This window comes from Streptomyces sp. NBC_00249, from assembly GCF_026342355.1.
Classification (GTDB): domain Bacteria; phylum Actinomycetota; class Actinomycetes; order Streptomycetales; family Streptomycetaceae; genus Streptomyces.
The window spans coordinates 66,364-85,584 of record NZ_JAPEMV010000001.1 but is presented as its reverse complement, the minus strand read 5'-3'; the positions used below and the strand labels follow the sequence as shown (position 1 = coordinate 85,584).

Genomic DNA, 19,221 nt, shown 5'->3' with positions numbered 1-19,221 from the left:
GCGGTTCTTCGAAGCGGAATTCAGGTCCTGAATCGCTACCGGACGGCAACGGCTTCGGCAGACGCTCGTATATGAAGAGATGAAGGCGGTTGCGAGACCGTCACCAAGCTGCCGGCCTGCGCAGACGGCCGCAATTGCCGTGTCCGGGTCCTGCCCGGGGCCTCGCGGCACACAGGATATGCATGACATGGCGCCCCGATTGCCCGCCTGTCTACGTTTGCTCTCGCTGTACTCATTTCGAGTGAAAAGGGTTTGCCTTGGACTTCCCGGGAGCACCTTCAGGAGTGACGTTTCGGCAGCCCTCGGGATGGCGACTTCGTGTCATGAAGATTGCACTGATGGCCGAATTCGGTGTACCCGGCCCGGCCCGGCCTACCTGCACAGCGCCTCAGCCCGAGAAGGCCTGCGCGAACGCCCCGGTGCTCTGCGGCACCCCACTGCAGTTCGTTGCCGCGTCGTCCGACGAGGTGCCACCGCCCTCGCACTGCCGGTCGCGAAAGGTCGACCACATCGACACCCAGGCGATGCCGTTGTCCTCGGCGAAGGACCGGACCCGGGCCGCGTCGGACAGCGTGAACGTCTCACCGGCGATGTCGTTGTCGCCGATCATCGAGGTGACGGCGAGACCGCGCCAGGCGTCGTATGAGGAGAGGCCGAAGACGTCCTGCAGTTGATCGTGCGCGGCCCGGGCGGAGGTGATCGCGTAGTCACCCATGTCGCCGGTGTACGTGTCGCCGTAGTTCATCGTCATGATGTTGACGGTGGCCACCTTCACGCCGTTGTCGTGGGCGGACCGCAGGAGTGCGAGGCCGTCCTCGTCGAGCCCTGAGGGCATGACGGGCAGGGTGAAGGAGACCGTGACGTCGGTGCGCTCCTTCTGGAGCAGCGCGATGGCCTTGGAGTGCATCGCGACCGCGTCCGGGTCGTCGAGGTCGTCGCCCTCGATGTCGAAGTCGGCCTGCGTCGCCCCGGCGGCGTCGAGCGCGTCCGCGTAGGCATCGGCAAGCGCGGGCGCGTCGGGGCAGACCGCTGCGAGCTCCGTGCCGGAGGCGCCGCCGAACGAGACGCGCACGCTGCTGCCGGACGATGTCGGCGCCGAGATACGGGACTTCACCGCCGGGTCGTCGATTGCCTGGCTCCCGTCCCACTGGGGCGTGCAGCCGCTTCCGTCCGAGATGACGAAGGCCAGGTTGTACGCCGAAGGGGAGCCGGCCGAGTCGTTGGCGGAGGCCGTGGTGGCACTGACGTAGGGGGCGTAGGACGTGCCCGCTGCCGCTGCCGTCGAGGGTGACGCACCGGCCCCGGACGGGGTCGACGAGCCTGCGTCGCCCGGTGGTCCGGTCCCGTCCGAGGAACATCCGGCACAGGCCAGGGCCGCCAGACAGGCGATCCAGGCGGCCGGCCTCAGGAAATTCCGCATTTTTCGCGCTCCCGCTCTCGTGATTGCTGTCTCAGGTCGAAGACAAAGCATGTTCCCGGAGCTGGAATGTCTCATATTCGGCTGAGTTTCATCGCGCAGGAAATCCACAGGTGACTCATGGAAACCTGCCGGAAGGGCAGATAGCTGAAGGCTGATACTCGGACAATCGGGCCCTATTCAGCGTCCCTGATTTCCGTGGGTGATGGTGGATTCGCTCAGGGAATGCACAGGTTGAGCTGTTGTTCATAGGCACCTCACAGGGAAGCCAGGGTTTTGGCTCAGGAAGAGGTCCTAACCTTCTGGAATGCATTCCGAGCCTCTTTTCGAAAACCGGTCCGCCCCGCGCGGCCGCCGCAAGCCCCGCAACGGGCGTGCGGAAGGCCCCGTGTTCGTCGACAACTCCGGGCGCAGGGCCAGACTGCTCCGCCGGATCGGACTCACCGGCGGTGCCGTCTGTGTCGGGTACGCGGTCGTGCTCGGCATGGCCTTCATGGGTTGGGGCACCTCGCTCGCCCCGTCATCGCTGCTGCCCTTCGGGGGCGCCGGCCCTGCTCCCGGCGCCCAGGACCCGGGACCCGGTTACGGCGGGCCGCAGGGCGGCGTCGGGGCACGCCGGCCGCGAGGCCCACCGGCGCCCGGCCGACAGCCACTCCCACCCCGTCTGTCCCCGCCTCCACCCGCGCCAGCTGACCGGAGCACGAAGAAACCCATGACGACCACCACTTCCTCGCGCGGTCGCAGGCGCGCCCCCTCCCGGATGACGCGGGCCGCGGGCAAGGCCGCGGCCCTGCGGAGACCGCGTGTGATCCTCGCGCTGATCCTCCTCGCCGCGCTCACCGGCGCATCACGACGACGTCCTGCGGAGGATGAAGCCGGGCCCCGTGGTCACCGGTTCGCTCGCGGCGCTGGCCTTCGGCGCCTGGTACGCGCTCACGCACCAGGCGGAGACGGGAAGCTACGACCTCGACGACATCCCCCTCGCCCAGACCTTCTACTCCGCCGGCTTCGTGGTGCTGCTGATGTACTTCAAGGCGCACTACAAGGTCGATTTCGCAGGCCTCGCGCGCTTCGGACGACTCGACCGGATCGTGACGGTGTTCAATCGCCGTGCCGTGACGATCTACCTCTGGCACGAGATCGCGCTGATCCTCACGGTCCCCCTGATCGACCGCTTCTGGGACGCTCCCGCCGTCGCCGCCCACCTGCCGCTGGACAGCCAATGGTTCCTGTTCGGCGTCGGGTGGCTCCTGCTCGCGGTCGCCGTCCTGCTGTGCGGCTGGGTCGAGGACGTGGCGGCGAAGAAGAGGCCGCGGCTGTTTCCGTAGGGGAGCCGGCACGCCGACGCCGAGCGCGCCACCGAACGCGGCCCGCCCGCTGTCCTGCGCCCCTGGTCATCGGACCAGGGCCGCAGGACACCCGTGACGACAGGCGCCGCCACGTCCTAGTGCTGTGACCGGAAAGGTTCACCGTGTCACGGCGCCCGGCACGGCACCTCGCCGCGTTGTCGGACCACCCGAGTACGTCCAGTACAAGCGGCGGCCCTCCGCCTTGCGAGGTACCGCACCGGACACCGCGACCCGGCAAACCTTTCCGGCCACAGCACTAGCGGCGTGCGTCCACCACCGCGAGGAGCTTGCCGCTGGTCGGGCTGCGGTCCAGCGACGCGCCGTCGACCGCCTCGACCACCAGGTCCAGCAGTTGCTCCGTCACCGCCGAGCGGAGCTCCGGGTAGCCGGAAAGGAAGACCTCCCGCAGGCGCTCCGGGTGCGTCGTCGGCGCCTGCTCCACCCGTACGGTCAACCGCTCGCGCGCGTCCGTACGGTCGAGCCTGATCTGCAACTCACCCCGATGGCCCCCCTGTTCCTCGGCCAGGGCCAGGAAGCGGCGGTGATTGAGGAAGTACGTCGCCACCCGCATCACGTCACCGGTGCGCCCCCTCAGCTCGAAGCGGGGTGCGTGCCGGCCGCAGGGGCAGCGGCCCGGTATCTCCCGGCCGAGGTCGCCTATCAGGTACCGGCTCAGGTGCTGGCCGCGCCGGGCGTGCGTGGTGAAGACCAGCCGGCCCGTCTCGCCCGGGGCCACCGGGCGGTCCTCGGCCAGGTCCACGATCTCCATCGTGTGGAGGTCGGCGTGCAGGTGGTGGACGCCGCCGGAGCTCTCTGTGCACTGGTAGCCCAGCGGGCCGAGGTCGGTGCTGCCGTAGGTGATCGAATGGACGACCTCGATGCCGAACTTCTCCCTCAGCGTGCGCTGTTGCTCCTCGGAGAAGTGCTCGCCGCCGTAGAAGACCTTGCGCAGGCCTCCGTACGCGCGCAGCGCGTCCGCCTCCGTGTGCAGCAGCTGCCACAGGTAGGAGGGCATGCCGAAGAGGGTGTCGGCCCGGTGCTCGATGACGGCCTGGGCCGTGGCCCGGTGGTCCGGTCCCGCGGACAGCGGCAGCTGCACCCCGCCGAGCCGTTCCAGTACGGAGAAGAAGCTGATGAAGCTGCCGTACATGCCGCCGCAGTAGAAGAGGTTGGCGGTGCGGTCCCCGACCGGGTCGTAGCCGGCGGCGAGCAGGCCGCGGGCGGCGGCGTGCATCTGGGTGTCGTAGTCGTCGTAACTGAAGACCGACAGGGCGGGAGCGCCCGTGCTGCCGCCGCTGCGGAAGTAGAGCTCGGCATCGGCCCGTGCCAGCTCGCGTGCCGGTTCCTGGACGTCCTCCTTGCCCAGCAGCGGGCCCGTCGGCAGTGGCAGGACGACGGGCCGGGCCAGGTCGTCGAGGCAGGCGGTGGTCGCGAAGCGGGCCGGGTCGGCCTGGACCGCGACGCGGCGGCTGTAGCGCTGCAGGGCGTAGACGCCGTCGTGCGGCTCGCCCGCGTAGCTCTCCAGCATGGCGCCGACCGGCGTGACGCGGGTGACGCCCGCGGCCAGGGCGGTGCGGGAAAGCTCGGCGATGTCGGACCGGCTGCCCGCGAGGCCCGCCGTCTGCAGGTAGCGGCGCATCGGGCGCAGGGTGGCGATCAGCCGCTTGCGGGGCAGCGGCTTGACCCACACGCTGCGGTGCAGCGGCGAGGCCGTGAGCGGCGACCGGGTGTCGGCCATGACCCGCCACGAGCCGTCGGGCGCGGCGAACACCCGGGTCAGGCCCAGGTGTTCCTCCAGCCGGGCCACCAGCTCGGTGGTGGTCAGCTCGGCGGCTTCGGCGGGGTCCGCCTCGCCCGCCGCAGCGGCGCCCGCGGCCGGTGGGCGGGCCGCGAGGACGGTGGCGAAACGCTCGGCGAAGGCGAACACCTCGCCCTCGTCCTCGGTGTCGAGGTAGACCACCTGGGGGCTGGAACACGCCTGCTGTTCGTGCAGGCACACATCGTCCGCGAGGGCCTCGAGCGTGCCGGGATCCGACCAGGCGTCGTCCGTCAGGTACGCGAAGGAGATCCGGTGTCCCCACTCCACCAGCCGGCATCCGGCCGGCACGTGGGCCGCCACTCCTTCGACGGCGCCTTCCCCGCCCCATACGGCGACGGCGTCCGCGGGCGCGCACATCAGGCGCAGCCACTCCTGCCGGGAGGACGGGAAGCGCAGAACGATCACCCGCGCGGCCAGGGCACCGCTCGGGTCCAGAGCCGCGAGCTCGGCCATCAGGTGCTGGGTCAGGAGGGTGTCGGCGCTGCTTGTCTTGAGGACGTTGACGTTCCCGGCGAGCAGCCCCTCCACGATGCTCAGCGGCGCGACCGTCGCGGCGTTGCCGGGGGCGATGTGGGCGACCAGGCCGACGGGCGCCCACGCCTCGTAGACCGTCTCGCGCGGATCGGCCCGGTTCAGCCGGCCGGGAGTCGCGCTGCCCAGCTCCCGGCGCAGCTTGCGGGTCAGTTCCCGTCGGCCGAGGGCGACGCCGAGCTCGGCCAGGACGGCCGGGTCCTCTCCCTCGGGCAGGTGTGGGGCGAGCCTGGCGTGCACCGGGTGGGCCGGGTCGCACAGGGCGGTGGCGAGGGCGTCGCAGGCGGCCAGGACGGTTTCGGTCTCCAGCCCGTCGGCCAGCGCGGCCTCGACGGCGGCCGGCAGACCGGCGAGCCGGCGCCCGGCCTCCTCCTCGCCGATGAAGGAGCCCTGCCAGTAGTGCTGCATCTCGGTCTCGGTCACGCCATGCCCTTCATCAGTTCCGCTGCGGCCACCGCGCAGCTGCGGTTGCGGCTCACCCCGGCACGGCCGTGGACGGTGAACCAGGGGGTCTGGAGCTCGCACCCGCAGGCGTCGCCAGGCTGGAGGGAGGCGAGGTCGCCCATGACCACGCTCTGCGCCGGTACCGAGGTGATGTACGGCGACACGAGGTGCAGGTAGCCCCGCTCCCCGTACGGCAGTGGTTCGAGCGTGCGCGTGGAGCGGATCGTGACCCGGGACCACACGGGGGCGTGCAGCCGGTGGTGGTCGCACTCGATGTACGGGATGCAGTGCTCCACCGACCCGAAGGTGTCCCGGATCCGCTCACCCGGGATGCCCAGCTGCTCGGTGACGCGGGCGTACAGCTCCTCCTTGCCGATGCGCCGGTCGGCGTGCCCCTTCCAGCCGCCGCCGAGGACGACGAGGGAGCCCTCGGGCAGGCGCAGCGGAGGCAGCCCCATGGCCCGCATCCGCTCCAGGGTGAAGAAGAGGAAGGCCGGGAAGCCGAGGATGCGGACCGGGGCGTCCTCCCGCTCGAAGCGGCGCAGCGCGGCGATGCAGCCGAAGGGGTCGAACTCGTGGTCGCCGCCGGTGTTGCGCAGCGCGTACTCGACGCTGCGCGCCGGGGCGAAATCGCACAGGTAGTTGTCGGTGAAGGCGGTCCCGAGGTTCAGGGAGGGGGCCGGTTCGTAGCTGTACAGGAGGTAGTTGACCTCCTGGTCAGGGGTGATCCAGCCATTGCGCTCGAAGATCCGGGCGACCATGCGCTGGGCCGAGCGGATGGTCCAGTGGTCGAAGAACATCTGCGACTTCTGGCCGGTGGTGCCGGAGGAGGTCAGGTGCAGCTCGACGTCCTCGCGCGGGATGGAGAGCACCTCGTGCCGCTTGAAGAAGTTCGCGTGGACGAGCGGCGTCCGGTACGGCTGCGCCGGGGGAGTGGCCTCGTACAGGGAGCGGAAGAACGGGGAGCGCTCGATGTGCCAGGCGTTGGTCTCCGCCATGGCGGCGGCGAACAGCTCGTCCTCCGCGGGGCCGAAGGCGTACGGGTCGGTCAGGTCGCACAGCCGTTGTACGTGCGGCAGGAGAGCCGGGTCGGGTACGGCGACCGGCGCGAGATGGGGGTTCATGAGGCAACCTCGGATGATGTGGGCAGGTGCGTCGACGCCCAGGCCGACACGTAGCAGTCCAGATAGGGCTGGAGGGGCGGTTCGACGGCGACGCCGCGGAAGTCGATGCGCTCGCTGGAACGGGACAGGACGGCGTAGTCGTGGAAGCCGTCGCCGTCCGCGCGCATCGCCGGGTAGATGGCCCCGGGGACGAACCCCTCGGACAGGAAGGCCGAGAGGACCTCCTGGTGCGCGAGCGGCACCAGGGCCTCGACGTAGCCCGCGCCCGCCCGGGCCAGGGCCCGGGTGACGGGTTCGAGGCACGCGGCCGCGGCGGCCGGGTCGGGGTGGGCCGTTAGCAGGGAGCAGTACCCTCCGGCGCGGTTGAGGTAGGCGTAGACCTCGAACCGGCCGTCTTCGGGAGTGAGCAGCACGTTCGGGGTGTGCAGCGGGTAGAACCAGCCCCCGGCGCCCGGGAACTGCTCGCGGAAGCGGCGGCGTACGAAGGCCGGCGCCTCGATCATCTCCAGCCGGTCGCCGGCGCCCTGCGGCGCGGGCGGCGTCGGGAGCGGGCCGGTGGCGGCCCGCACCCCGGGGTAGCCGATACCCAGCGCGGCCTCGGCGGTGCGCAGCAACGGCAGGAGCGGGGCGGGCACCTCGGTGACGGGGATCCGGCGGTCCAGCACCCCGACGGAGTGACGCGCGTAGAGTGCGAGGCTTTCGCGGCTGCGGAGATCCACCGCGTTGGGCAGGATGCCCAGCGGGCGGAAGCCGTTGCGTGCGACGACGCGCTGCGGGCCCGCGCTGACGGTGCGCACGGTCGCGTACACCGAGTCGAGCCGCCCCGTGTCCAGCATCCCCGCGCACAGGGCCTCGGTCAGGGCGGCGGCCAGGCCGCCCGAGCGGTGCCCGGGGTGCACGGCGATGCCCTCCAGGCGGCCGATGCGGCTGCCCGCCTCACCGCGGATGGCGGCGGACGCGGTCAGGGCCCCGGTGTCGGCGCAGCGGCCGACGAGCCACAAGGAGTACGGGTCCTCGATGAGCCGGGCCATTTCGGCCGGGTCGGTGCCGAGGGCCACGGGGTAGTGCGGTCCGTAGACGGCGTAGTAGAGCTGGCGCAGTTCGGCGATGTCCGAGCAGGCGGCAGGGGTGATGACGGGGCTCACCGCTCGCCTCCGGCGGGTTCAGCCGCGGCCGGCGCGGGTGTGGGGGACCTCAGCAGGGCCAGCGCGCAGGCCGCGGGGGCCAGTCCGACGCCCTGTACCAGGCACAGCGCCTGAGGGGAGAGGAAGTCGCCGGCGAAGCCGAACGCCAAGGACGCCACCGGCAGGGAGGCGCCCAGCACGGCCTGCATCACGGCGAAGAAGCCGGGCTTGTCCGCCGAAGGCACCAGCCGCTGGAAGAGGGCCACGAAGCGCACGCTGACGGCCCCGGCGCACCAGCCGGCCACGGCCAGGCAGCCCGCGACGACCGGACGGTGCGCGACCAGCCCCGGCAGCGCGAGGGCGAGGGCCATCAGGCCCAGGCAGTAGGCACCGGCGACCGTGGGGCGTCCCGGCACACGGGTGCCGGTGAAGGCGCCGACGAGCGCGCCGGTGCCCAGGGAGGCCTCCAGCAGAGCCACGGTGCCGCCACCGCCCGCGAGGACCGAGCGGGTGTAGAGGGGGATGACGACGAACACGGCGGTGGTGAAGAGGTTCGCCGCGGTGAAGCAGATCAGGATCCGCCGTACGTAGGGAAGTTCCCCGAGGATGCGGCGCAGCGTGCGCCGCTGGGGCGGCTGCGACGCGTCGGCTCCGACGCCCGGCACGACGGTACGGAAGCGGGCGCTCGCGACGAGGAGGGCGGCGACGAGGTAGGCGGCCGCGCAGCCGGCGGCCAGCCCGGCCACGCCGGCCCGGTCGACGGTCAGGGCGCCGAGCAGCGCTCCACCGAGGCCGGCCAGGGACTGGGTGGACAGCTCGAAGCCGGTGGCCGTCTCGATGTCGGCGTCGTCGACGAGTTCGGGCACCGAGGTGGTCAGGCAGGGGTCGAAGAACGCCTGGCAGGCCGCCAGGGCGAGACCGGCGGCATACACGGCGGCGAGCGGCAGGCCACCGCCGTACGCCCACAGCGCGAGTGCACCCGAGGCGCCCCCGGCCAGGGCGGCGGCGGTCCGCAGCACCGAACGGTGCGCGAACCGGGCGACGGCACCGGCCACCACGGGCGCCAGCGCCACGGCGGGCAGTGTGCAGGCCGCCATGAACAGCCCGGAGGCGAGCCCCCGGGTGTCGTGCACGGCGTAGGCGACGATCCACCAGGACACGCCGACCTGGAACATCCGTACGGCGGCCTGGGTGAGGACCTGGCCGAGCCACACGGCGCCGAAGGCGCGGTTGCGCAGGATCAGCGGAGCGCGCCGGCTGTCGGCCCCGGTCTCCGTCTCCGTGCCTGTCCCTGTCCCTGTTCTTGTCTCGGCCACGGGTGAGGCGGTCATGCGGTCGGCCTCTCGTCGAGGACCCGGACGAGCTTGCCCGAGCGCGGGTTGACGGCGAGGTCGCGGTGGCGCACCCATTCCACGGACAGCGGGTGCACGAATCCGGCGCGCACGCTGTCCGGATACAGCGGCCGCACGTTCTCCAGCTCCGCGACGACGGCCTCGGCCAGCTCCTCTCGGCCGTGGTCACCCGGGGCCGTCGCCAGCCGCAGGACGAGCCCGTCGCGGCCGTCCCAGCGGCGGACGACGAGCTGCATGCCGACCACCTGCCCCGCGGTGTCCGCCGTGGCCACGGCGTCCTGGGCATCCTGGGTGTAGAGGGAGACGGGGCCCACCCGTACGCCCTCCTCGGCGCGGCCGAGTATCCGGAAGTGCCCGGGCCCGCCGCCGGTCCACTCCGCCCGGTCGCCCGCGGGGTAGCGGATGATCGGCATGAGCCGCCGGAAGAGGCTGGTGACGACGACCCGGCCGGGCCGGCCCGGTTCGGTGATGGGCTCATCGGTGGAGTCGTCGAGGATCTCGACGACCGAGTACGGCGTGAAGGCACGGTGCACCCGGGCGTCGGAGCCGGGTACGGGGCGGCCGAGCAGGCCCGCGTCGACGCTGGCGTATCCGACGGAACGGGCCTCGGCGCGGGGGAACGCGGTAGCCAGCAGGCGCCGCTGGTCGTCGAAGAGGGCCTCACCGCCGAAGAGGAGCAATTCCACCGAGTCGAGCCGGACACCGGATGACACGGCCTGCTCGGCGAGCCGGCACAGGGTGGTCGGTGTTCCGGCCAGTACCTGGGCGGCGAGATCGCGCAGTGTGGGGATCGTCGACTCCAGCGGCGCGCCGCCACCGATGGGCAGGCGGACGTTGTCCACGGGCGCGTGGGCGAGCGAGTCGAGGACGAAGAGGAAGCTGGCGTACAGCTCCCCGGCGTAGAAGAGGTCGGCGACGCGGTGTCCCGGGCGCAGACCCGTGTCGACGAGTCCCTGGCCGAAGGCGGTGACGAACGTGTGCCACTCGTCGCGCGTGTAGACGGAGAACTTGGGGGACCCGGTGGTGCCGCCGGTCTTGTAGACCGTGGCCTCGCTGAGCGGGCCGGTCAGTACGCGGCTGTCGTGAAGGGTGTTGGCTGCCCAGAACGCCTGCTGGTCGACCACCGGCAGGTCGGTGAGACGGTCGGCGTGCGGCGGCAGGGATGCGTAAAGGTCTTGATAGAAGGGCGAGTTGTGACGGGCGAAACGTATGAGGTCCGAGAGTTGCTGGGCGGACATGGGCCTTTGCCTAGGTGACGGAATGGGACGGGAGTCACGGCGGAGCGCGGCGAGAGCGTGAACTCGCCTGCTGGCTGGGCCGGTGTGCAGGGGGACCCCCCGGTGCCCCCGACTCCTCGATGCGTGCCAGAACTTGACGCGCAGTCACAATGATGAAACATCGGGGTGCTTGTCACCAAATTGGGCAAATATTTCCGGCCAGGACGTCCGTATCCACCAGAGTTTCCAGCCCCTGTCGGGGACCTGGGTAGCTGCCGGGGTCGGCCAGGAGCCGCCGCGCAGCGCGCGCAGGACGCCGAGGTCGTCGGCACGGGGATCGCCGACGTGGTCCTGGGTGATCCGGCGGCTTTCGTCAGCCCCCCGGCGCCAGGGCCGGGCCGTCCGCCGGTGGTCGCGCAGGTGACCGGTTCCGGCCCTGCCGATCACCCGTCGAGGTGTGCCGTGGGGGCCGGCGGGGCGGGAGAGGTACCGTTCGGCCCTCCCCGTGGCGGGCTCCACAGGCGGAGACTGGGATCGGACTCGAACGGAGGACCGCCATGAGCACCGCTTCCCCCCACCGGCTCACCTCTTCACCCACCCGCTTCGACCGGGTCATGACCGCGGAGCAGCGCGCCCGCCTGGCCCACCTGGCCCATGAGGTCAATTTCGCCGCCGGAGCCCGTCTCTTCGACGAGGGCGGCCACGCGGACCGGTTCTGGATCGTACGGTCGGGCACGGTCGGCATGGACGTCCACGTACCCGGCAGGCAGGCGGCCGTGGTCGAGACGGTCGGTCCCGGCGAGCTGGTCGGCTGGTCGTGGCTGTTCCATCCGTACACCTGGCACTTCGGCGCCGAGGCCATGACACCGGTACGCACCGACGAGTTCGACGCCGACGGCGTGCGGCTGATGATGGATGCCGACCCCGTCCTCGGTTCCGCGATGGGGCACTGGGTGGGCCAGGTGCTCGCGCACCGGCTCGTCTCCGCGCGGATCCGGCTGCTGGACCTGTACGCCCCCCACGGCAGCGGGAGCGGCAGCTGAACCCCTGATCGATCACCCCCTGGCCGCACAGGTGCTCCTGCTCCTCGGACCTGCGACAATTCTCCTGAGACGTGACCCGACCCGAGGGTGTGGCGTGGATGTCCGATGCACCAGCTGCCGCCCCGGCCTCCATCAGGGTGTTCCTCCTCGACGATCACGAGGTCGTCCGCCGCGGGCTGCACGACCTGCTGGACGCCGAACCCGACATCGAAGTGGTGGGGGAGGCGGCGACGGCCGCGCAGGCCCTTGCCCGTGGGCCGGCGCTGAGGCCTGACGTCGCGGTGCTCGACGTCAGGCTGCCCGACAGCGACGGCATCACCGTCTGCCGCGAACTGCGTTCGCGCATGCCGGATCTCGCCTGTCTCATGCTGACGTCCTTCGACGACGAGGACGCCCTGCTCGACGCCATCATGGCGGGCGCCGCCGGGTACGTACTGAAACAGATCAAGGGATCGGACCTGGTCGCCGCCGTCAGGACGGTGGCGACCGGGCAATCGATGCTCGACCCGGCGACGACGGCACGTCTGATGCGCTCGCTGCGGGATCCGGGCCCCGCGAAACCGCCGGAGGACCAGCGGTTGACGGTCCTGTCCGAGCGTGAGCGCGCCGTGCTCGAGCTCATCGGTGAGGGGCTCACCAACCGTCAGATCGGCAAGCGGCTCTTCCTCTCGGAGAAGACGGTCAAGAACCACATCTCGCGACTGCTCGCCAAGCTGGGGGTCGAACGCCGCGTCCAGGCGGCCGTGATCGCCGCCGAGGTGCGCGAGCACGACGGGACCGGGCGCTGACACGGGAAGTCACTCGGAAGGCGCCTCCCCCGAAGGCTCCCCGGACACCGGTGCCCACCACTGCAACCAGGTGCCACCGCCCTCCGGCCGCGGCGAGAGGGTCAGCCCGCCTCCCCAGCGCTCGGCGCGTTCGGCGAGGTTGCGCAGACCGCTGCGGCGGCCGCCCGCCGGAACGCCGACACCGTCGTCACTCACAGCGACCCTCAGCGCACCGTCCGCGAGAGCGACGGTGACGTCCACCCTCCTCGCCCGGGCGTGCCGGGCCACATTGGTGAGGCCCTCGCCGAGGACGGCGATGACGTCGTCGGCGACAGGGGCCGGGACGTCGGTGTCGATCAGCCCCTCCATGCGCAGGGCGGGGACGAACCCGAGCGCCGCGGCCGCCGTCTGCACGGTCCGCACCGCGCGGACCCTCAGACGCGCCGACGCCCCTCCCACAACACCGTGGTCGCGGAGTCCGAAGATGGTCGCGCGGATGATCTTGATTGTCTCGTCCAGGTCGTGGATCGCGCGGTCCAACCGCTCCGACGCCTCGGGGTGCTCCACGAAGCGTTGGGCGCTCTGTAGCGTCATCCCCGTCGCGAAAAGCCGCTGAATCGCGAGATCGTGCAGGTCACGGGCGATCCGGTCGCGGTCCTCGAGCAGGCTCACCTGCTCGCTGTCCCGGCGCCGGTCTGCCAGTTCCAGGGCCAGGGCGGCCTGGCCGGCGAAGCCGGGCAGGGGCGCGACCTCGGCCGCGGCGAACGACGGCCGCCCGGTACGCCGCGCCAGCATCAGCACCCCCCGCAGCTTCGCCGCGGCGCCCACCGTGACGGCCACGGCCGGCCCGAATCCCGCCCAGGCCTCCGGCTGGGCGGCCACCCGGGCGTCGGTGGCCACGTCAGGGACGGTGATCAGACCGCCCTCGGCGAGGACGGCAGCGGCAAGGGTGGCCTCGCTGCCCGCCAGTACGATTCCGCGGTGCGCGTCGGCGCCCTCCCCCAAGGCCAGGGAGCCGCGCAGCTCGCCGTTCGGCCCGACGCGGTAGAAGACGCACATCTCGGCCGAGATGATGTCCCGGGCCCGCTCCAGCATGCCCTCCAGCACCTCGATCTCGGACGCCCCGGACAGCAGCGCGCTCGTGAATTCGGAACTGGCCGCCAGCCAGCGTTCCCGGAGCCGGACCTCCTCGTACAGGCGGGCGTTGTCGACGGCGACGCCGGCGGCGACGGCGAGGGTCGACAGGACCCTTTCGTCCTCGGCGTCGAAGTCCCTCCCGCCCAGCTTCCCCGTCAGGTACAGGTTGCCGAACACCTCGTCCCGGACACGGATCGGTACGCCGAGGAAGGAACGCATGGGCGGATGGTGCTCCGGAAATCCCGCGGAGGCCGGATGCTCCGAAAGGTCGCTCAGGCGCAGCGGCTCCGGGTGCCTGATCAGCTCGCCGAGCAGGCCGTGGCCGGTCGGCAGAGCCCCGATCCGCGCCCGCAGCTCGTCACCGATGCCCACGGGGAGGAACTCGGCGAGCCTCTCGTCGTCACCCACGACGCCCAGCGCACCGTACTCGGCTTCCACCAGGACGACCGCGGCCTCGACGATCCCGCGCAGCACCTGCGCCAGGTCGAGCTCCTGCCCTACGGACATGACGGCTTCCAGCAGGCCCGTCAGCCGGTCGCGCGTGCCCCGTGCCTCGTCGGTCCGCACCCGGAGCTCGCCGGCCCTCAGCCGTGGAACCCCGCTCGCTGCGGCATCACGGTCGTCCCCGGCCATGGACACCTCCGGCGGCATCGGCGGGCGCAGCGCGCCCTCCCTGACTTCAGCGTAGCCCCATGCCTTCGGGCCACTCACCGCAAGCAGGCGGCAGGCGAGCGCCACAGGGGGCGGTGACGGGACCGGAGGCCCCCTGTCCGGCTCCCGCCACGGCACGGCCGGCCTACCCGGGACCGGTCAGTCCTGGTACAGGACCGTTCGGCCCTCGCCGAGCGGGCGGGCCACGGCGGATGGTGGCTGATGAGGGCGCTCCGCGAGGCGCGTCCGCCGGCCGACGCCGACAGGAGGGCTGCACATGAAGCACGCCAAAGTCGGCTTCCTCATGACGGACGAGGTCGTCTCGGTCGTCGGGCGGACTCCGTCCAGGGACGTGGCCAGGCTGCTCGTCGAGCACGACATCAGCGGCGTGCCGGTCGTGGACGAGGACGATCGCGTCATCGGGGTCGTCTCGCAAACCGATCTGCACGCGACCGGCGACCTCACCGCCCGGGCACTCATGTCAGCGCCGGCCGTCACCGTCCACGCCGAGCAGACCGTCACGGAAGCCGCCCGCCTCATGACCCGGCGCGGAGTCGAGAGGCTCCCCGTCGTCGACGAAGAGGACCGTCTGGTCGGCATCGTGACCAGACGGGACCTGCTCCGTGTGTTCCTGCGCCCGGACCCCGAGATACGCCGGTGCCTGATCGAGGACGTACTGGCGGAGACGATGGGGCTCGGCGCCGACGCGGTGGACGTGCACGTCGTGGACGGGGTCGTCACCCTGGACGGCCGCCTGGCGAAGAGCAGCCAGATTCCCGTCGTCGTGCGGCTCGCCGGGCAGTTGGACGGTGTCGTCGCGGTCACCGACAGGCTCACCGCCCGGTTCGACGATTCCCCCCTCGCCCCGCCGGAGCGCCGCACCGACGGCATCCCCTGGTGACGTTCCGGTCCCGGCGGGGGAAAAGCATGGACTGTTCGGCCCCTGTCGGGCGGGTCCGTCCGGAGGGACGCTGGAAGCAGGCAGGCTCGCGGCGCCAAGCCGTCGTACGGGTACGGGCGCGCAGCCCTGCGACGGACCCGGGTCGTCCCCCCGCTGCTCCGCCACCGCAACCCGGGACCCCACCCCGTCGGGTGCGGTCCTCTCCGGGAGGAGCACCACCATGGGAGTTCTGATCGTTCTCCTGGCCGTCCTCGCGATCCTCGCCCTGCTGACACTCGTCATGGCGGTCAAGGTCGTCAAGCAGTACGAGCAGGGCGTGCTGTTCCGGTTCGGCCGGCTCATCGGCACCCGTGCGCCGGGCCTGCGCGTCATCGTGCCGTTCGCGGACGTCCTGCACCGGGTGTCCTTGCGGATCGTCACCATGCCCATCCAGTCCCAGGGCATCATCACCCGGGACAACGTCAGCGTCGATGTCTCCGCGGTCGCCTACTTCCGCGTCGTCGACGCCGTGAAGTCGGTCATCGCGATCGAGAACGTGGGCGCGGCCATCAACCAGATCGCACAGACCACGCTGCGCAAGGTCGTCGGACAGCACACCCTCGACGAAACCCTGTCGGAGACCGACCGCATCAACCTGGGCATCCGGCAGATCCTCGATGTCACCACCGCCGAATGGGGCGTGGAGGTCACCCTCGTCGAACTGAAGGACATCCAGCTGCCCGACAGCATGAAGCGCGCGATGGCCCGCCAGGCCGAGGCCGAACGGGAGAAGAGGGCCAAGATCATCAACGCGGAGGGCGAGTCGCTGGCCGCCGCCGCACTCGGTGACGCCTCCGACACCATGATGGCCCACCCCCTCGCCCTGCAACTGCGCAACCTGCAGAGCCTCGTGGAGATCGGCGTCGACAAGAACACCACCGTGGTCTTCCCCGCACCGCTCATGAGCACCATCGGCGAACTCGGTGCCTTCCTCGCCCGCGAAACCGCGGCCGCGACGCTCCGGGCGCCGCGCGCGACGGAGATCACCACGACGATCCCCGGCCCTCCTCTGCCGAACGGAGCAGCCAAGACCGTGTGACCGCAGGACCCGTCCGCCGTCGGGCACGTGCGCCGCCCGTTGTTGCCGCAACATGGCAACCGCATGGCAGTCGTGCCGGGCAGCGGCCGTAGGGGCACCGCGATGTCTAGGATCCCCGGCACGTGCCTCCGGCCTTCCGCGCAGGCCCTTCCCTCCTCTGCCAAGGACCCCGATCCGCCATGAGTGTTCCCGCCGCCCTGAGCGTGAGCGAGGCGTTCCCCCGCCGCCACGAGCTGACCGTCGTCGATGTCCGTACTCCGGGCGAGTTCGCGTCCGGCCACCTGCCGGACGCCGTCAACATCCCCCTCGACCGCATCGGGCGGGCGCTGCCGGATCTCCGGCAGGCCGCCGGGGACAGGCCCCTCCTGGTGGTGTGCGCTTCCGGCACCCGGGCGGAGAACGCCGTCGCCACCCTCGCCTCCCACGGCATCGACGCGTCGAGCCTCACCGGCGGCACCACCGCCTGGGCGGCAGAGGGGCACCGGCTCGACCACCCCCAAGGGCGTCCGCGGACCGTCTGGGCCATGGAGCGTCAAGTCCGCTTCACCGCGGGCTCCGTCGTGCTCCTCGGCCTGGCCCTCGGCTTCCTCGTCCACCCGGCCTTCCAGTTGCTGTCCGCGGGGATCGCGGCCGGCCTGGTCTTCGCCGCCGTCAGCAACACCTGCGGCATGGCGGTCGTGCTCGGCAGGCTTCCCTTCAACCAGCGGGGCCAGGCGCCCCTGGACACCTCGTTCCCGTCCGTCGCCCCCGAGGAGCCCCGCACGTGACCATCCCCGGCACGCCGAACCGTCCCGACCCGTACGAGGGCTTCGCCGGGCGGGTCGGCCGTACCTTCGCCGAGTCCGAGCCCGCGTGGCCGCCGCCGCGCAGGCCGGACGGCCGCGCCCCGAACATCGTCGTGGTCCTCGTCGACGACATGGGCTACAGCGACATCGGCCCCTTCGGCTCGGAGATCGCCACACCCGTACTCGACGGGTTGGCCGAGAGCGGTCTGCGCCTGGCCAACTACCACACCATGCCCCTGTGTTCCCCGGCCCGCGCCGCCCTGCTCACGGGACTGAACCCGCACCGGGTCGGCTACTCGACGGTCGCCAACTTCGATCCCGGTTTCCCCGGTTACGGCATGGAGGTCGGCGAGGACATCCCCACCCTGGCCGAGGTCCTGCACGACGCGGGCTACGCCACGTACGCCGTCGGCAAGTGGCACCTCACGCGCGACTCGGCCTCCAGTGCCGCCGACGACCGGCGCAACTGGCCGCTGCAGAAGGGCTTCGACCAGTACTACGGCGTGCTGGAGGGCCTGACCAGCCTCTTCCACCCGCACCAGCTGGTCCGCGACAACAGCCCGCTGGACATCGACGAACTGCCCGACGGCTACTACTACACCGACGACATCACCGACCAGGCCATCGCGATGGTGAAGTCGCTGCGCGCGCACGACCCCGACAAGCCGTTCTTCCTCTACGTCGCACACAATGCCGTCCACGGCCCCCTCCAGGCCAAGCCCGCCGACATCGAACGCCGGCGCGGGCACTACGACGGCGGCTGGGACGCCCTCCGCGACACCCGCTTCGCCCAGCAGATCGCCGACGGCCTCTTCCCCGAGGGGACCGCGCTGCCGGAACGCAACGCGGAGGCGGGGTTCGACGTAGGCCCCTGGGACGAGCTGTCCGCCGAGCAACAGCGCCGCTACGCCCGCTACATGGAGGTGTACGCGGCGATGGTCGACAACATCGACCAGAACCTCGGGCGCCTCACCGACACCCTGCGCGCGCTCGGCGAACTCGACGACACCGTCATCGTGTTCACCTCCGACAACGGCGGCACCGGCGAAGGCGGCGCCGAGGGCACGCGCAGCTACTTCAGCCGCTTCGTCCACCAGCCCGTCCCGGACGACTGGAACGCGGACGTCGACCGCGACACCGGTCTCATCGGCGGGCCGCGGAGCCTGGTGCACTATCCGCGCGGCTGGGGCATGGCCTCCAACACCCCCTTCCGCCTGTACAAGGGCCAGACCTACGCGGGCGGCGTGCGCGTGCCGTTCGTCATCTCCTGGCCCGGGGGACTGCGGCGGGCCGAGGACGACTGCGGGGTCCGGCAGCAGTACCAGTACGTCACCGACATCACCCCCACCCTCCTGGAACTCGCCGGCGTACGGCGCCCGGAGCTGTGGCGCTCGCGGCCCGCCCAGGAACTGGACGGCGTCAGTTTCGCCCCCGTCCTGCGCGACGGGCGGACGCCCAGCGCCCACACCGAGCAGTACTGCGAGATGTCGGGCAACCGGAGCTACTACCGCGACGGCTGGAAGCTGGTCACGCTCCACCGTCCCGGCACGCCGTACGACGACGGCGAATGGGCGCTGTACGACCTGCGCACCGACCCGACCGAAACCACCGACGTCGCTCAGGACCACCAGGAGGTGGTGAAGGAGCTGGCTGCGGCCTGGGAATCGGCGGGCTGGCGCAACGGCGTCTTCCCCCTCGCCGACGGCAGCGGCGCCCTGGCCGGCCGCAACCCCGCCGAGGAGCGGTTCCACCGCCCCCTCACCCTGCTGGCCGGCACACCCGAGCTGGAACGCTACCGCTCCTCCCGGCTCGTTTCCTTCCGCTCCTTCGACGTCACCGTCGAACTCGACGAGCACGCCGACTCGGACCAGGGCGTACTCGTCTCGCACGGCGACCAGGGCGGCGGCTACAGCCTGTACGTGGAGAACGGCCGACTCCACTTCGCCTACAACGAGTACGGAGAACTCCACGAGACCGACGCCGGCCCGCTCCCCGCAGGCCGGCGGACGATCACCCTCTCGGCCACGGCGGTGGAAGGCCTGCGCTGGGAGTTCCGCGTCCTGATCGACGGTGTCGAGACCGGCCGGTCGGACAGCGTCCACCAGCTCATCGGCATGGCCCCGCTGCAGGGCATCAGCGTGGGCGTGGACCGCAAGTCCCCCGTCTCCTGGCCGGTCTACGAACGCCACCGCGGCTTCCGCTACACCGGCCGCCTGCGCTCGGTGACCTACACCCCCGGCGCCCGGGCGCCCTACGACCCGGCGCTCGTGGCCCGCGCTCTGCGGGAGGCGGCCGCCGCCTTCGAATGAACAGCGGAAGATCGCCGCCCCGTCACCGTTTCCCGCCTCGCGGAGCGACACGCCGCCTCTGGCGCAATCGGCTCGTTGGGCCGACCCTGTGCGAACGTCTCGAAGAGCCGGTCCCCGTCCTGGCCGGCGGCAGGCCGCCCGGCGAAAACCTCGGGAGACGGCCTCCGAGTGAG

13 protein-coding genes and 2 pseudogenes are annotated in these 19,221 nt (G+C 71.6%); 8 read left to right on the top strand and 7 right to left on the bottom strand.

Annotated features, from left to right (window positions below; genetic code table 11):
• Positions 1-388: 388 nt before the first annotated feature.
• The gene (locus OOK31_RS00425) at positions 389-1,420 is read right to left on the bottom strand and encodes a chitinase (RefSeq protein ID WP_267010265.1); all 1,032 of its coding nucleotides are present in this window, start codon (positions 1,418-1,420) and stop codon (positions 389-391) included.
• A gap of 304 nt (positions 1,421-1,724) precedes the next feature.
• Here OOK31_RS00425 and OOK31_RS00420 point away from each other — a divergent pair.
• Positions 1,725-2,027, top strand: a pseudogene (locus OOK31_RS00420) (hypothetical protein); the annotation flags it as partial.
• A gap of 232 nt (positions 2,028-2,259) precedes the next feature.
• Positions 2,260-2,745 (top strand): annotated as a pseudogene (locus tag OOK31_RS00415) (acyltransferase); the annotation flags it as partial.
• 277 nt (positions 2,746-3,022) lie between these two features.
• On the opposite strand, the gene OOK31_RS00410 reads toward OOK31_RS00415, so the two are convergent.
• From OOK31_RS00410 to OOK31_RS00390, 5 genes are read right to left on the bottom strand one after another with little or no spacing between them, the layout of a single operon-like run.
• Positions 3,023-5,539 (bottom strand): acyl-CoA reductase, encoded by a 2,517-nt coding sequence (locus OOK31_RS00410; protein ID WP_267010264.1) that lies wholly within the window; start codon positions 5,537-5,539, stop codon positions 3,023-3,025.
• Positions 5,536-6,684, bottom strand: coding sequence for an acyl-protein synthase (locus OOK31_RS00405; protein WP_267010263.1), 1,149 nt, complete (start codon positions 6,682-6,684; stop codon positions 5,536-5,538). The genes OOK31_RS00410 and OOK31_RS00405 overlap by 4 nt, the downstream gene beginning before the upstream one ends.
• Positions 6,681-7,829: a GNAT family N-acetyltransferase gene (locus OOK31_RS00400; protein ID WP_267010262.1), complete on the bottom strand. Its 1,149-nt coding sequence runs from the start codon at positions 7,827-7,829 to the stop codon at positions 6,681-6,683. The genes OOK31_RS00405 and OOK31_RS00400 overlap by 4 nt, the downstream gene beginning before the upstream one ends.
• Entirely contained in the window at positions 7,826-9,139 is a 1,314-nt protein-coding gene (locus tag OOK31_RS00395) for an MFS transporter (RefSeq protein WP_267010261.1), read from the bottom strand. Before OOK31_RS00395 ends, OOK31_RS00400 begins: the two co-directional genes overlap by 4 nt.
• Positions 9,136-10,398 (bottom strand): phenylacetate--CoA ligase family protein, encoded by a 1,263-nt coding sequence (locus OOK31_RS00390; RefSeq protein ID WP_267010260.1) that lies wholly within the window; start codon positions 10,396-10,398, stop codon positions 9,136-9,138. The genes OOK31_RS00395 and OOK31_RS00390 overlap by 4 nt, the downstream gene beginning before the upstream one ends.
• Before the next feature lie 536 nt (positions 10,399-10,934).
• On the opposite strand from OOK31_RS00390, the gene OOK31_RS00385 reads away from it, so the two are divergent.
• Positions 10,935-11,420: a Crp/Fnr family transcriptional regulator gene (locus tag OOK31_RS00385; RefSeq protein ID WP_267010259.1), complete on the top strand. Its 486-nt coding sequence runs from the start codon at positions 10,935-10,937 to the stop codon at positions 11,418-11,420.
• Between the two features lie 98 nt (positions 11,421-11,518).
• Positions 11,519-12,208, top strand: a complete 690-nt coding sequence (locus OOK31_RS00380) for a response regulator transcription factor (RefSeq protein ID WP_267010258.1) — start codon at positions 11,519-11,521, stop codon at positions 12,206-12,208.
• A 9-nt stretch (positions 12,209-12,217) separates the two neighbouring features.
• On the opposite strand, the gene OOK31_RS00375 is transcribed toward OOK31_RS00380, so the two are convergent.
• Entirely contained in the window at positions 12,218-13,957 is a 1,740-nt protein-coding gene (locus OOK31_RS00375; protein WP_267010257.1) for a GAF domain-containing sensor histidine kinase, read from the bottom strand.
• A gap of 295 nt (positions 13,958-14,252) precedes the next feature.
• Between OOK31_RS00375 and OOK31_RS00370 the strand changes: the two genes are divergently transcribed.
• The 4 genes from OOK31_RS00370 to OOK31_RS00355 all read left to right on the top strand — a co-directional run bounded on the left by OOK31_RS00370 (position 14,253) and on the right by OOK31_RS00355 (position 19,048).
• A complete protein-coding gene (locus OOK31_RS00370; protein WP_267010256.1) occupies positions 14,253-14,876 on the top strand; it encodes a CBS domain-containing protein in 624 nt (207 codons plus the stop codon).
• A gap of 220 nt (positions 14,877-15,096) precedes the next feature.
• Positions 15,097-15,954, top strand: a complete 858-nt coding sequence (locus OOK31_RS00365; protein WP_267010255.1) for a slipin family protein — start codon at positions 15,097-15,099, stop codon at positions 15,952-15,954.
• A gap of 179 nt (positions 15,955-16,133) precedes the next feature.
• The gene (locus tag OOK31_RS00360; RefSeq protein WP_267010254.1) at positions 16,134-16,721 is read left to right on the top strand and encodes a rhodanese-like domain-containing protein; all 588 of its coding nucleotides are present in this window, start codon (positions 16,134-16,136) and stop codon (positions 16,719-16,721) included.
• On the top strand, positions 16,718-19,048 hold the full coding sequence (locus OOK31_RS00355) for an arylsulfatase (protein WP_267010253.1): 2,331 nt from the start codon (positions 16,718-16,720) through the stop codon (positions 19,046-19,048). The genes OOK31_RS00360 and OOK31_RS00355 overlap by 4 nt, the downstream gene beginning before the upstream one ends.
• Positions 19,049-19,221: the final 173 nt, after the last annotated feature.